Source organism: Enterococcus thailandicus, from assembly GCF_001886265.1.
GTDB classification, from domain to species: Bacteria; Bacillota; Bacilli; order Lactobacillales; family Enterococcaceae; genus Enterococcus_B; species Enterococcus_B thailandicus.
Window position 1 is genome coordinate 1 of record NZ_JXLE01000051.1, and the last position, 451, is coordinate 451.

A 451-nucleotide genomic window follows, 5' to 3' on the forward strand; every position below is an offset into this window, starting at 1 on the left:
ATACAAAATAAAAAGAGCAACTCAATTTGATCTTGATAATCGGTAATCAACGGGGGAAAGATACCCCAATTTGGCTAAAATTCTATTATTATTCCAAAAATAGATGTATTTTTCAACGATATCGATTACTCTAGTATTAGAGCTTATTGGCTCTTTTGTGATATAGAATGTTTCAGACTTTAGTGAGGAATGAAACGATTCTATTGGTGCGTTATCTGAAGGAGTTCCCTTACGGGACATACTTTGGATAACGTTTTTTTGTTTGACTAAATCACAGAATTTTTTTGCTGTATACGTAGATCCCTGATCACTATGCAAAATAGCTTGTTTTGGTAGATCGTCTAATTGATTAAATGTATCAATCGCTAAATTGGTATCAGGATGTGAAGATATCTTGTACGCAACGATTTCACTGTTAAACATGTCCATAATCGTTGATGAATAAAGCATA

At 32.8% G+C, this 451-nt stretch carries 1 protein-coding gene; it reads right to left on the minus strand.

Annotated features, from left to right (window positions below; all coding sequences use genetic code 11):
* Positions 1–21: 21 nt before the first annotated feature.
* Positions 22–451 (minus strand): DDE-type integrase/transposase/recombinase (locus RV17_RS13040; RefSeq protein WP_071869457.1); only part of this gene is annotated, 430 nt, incomplete at its 5' end.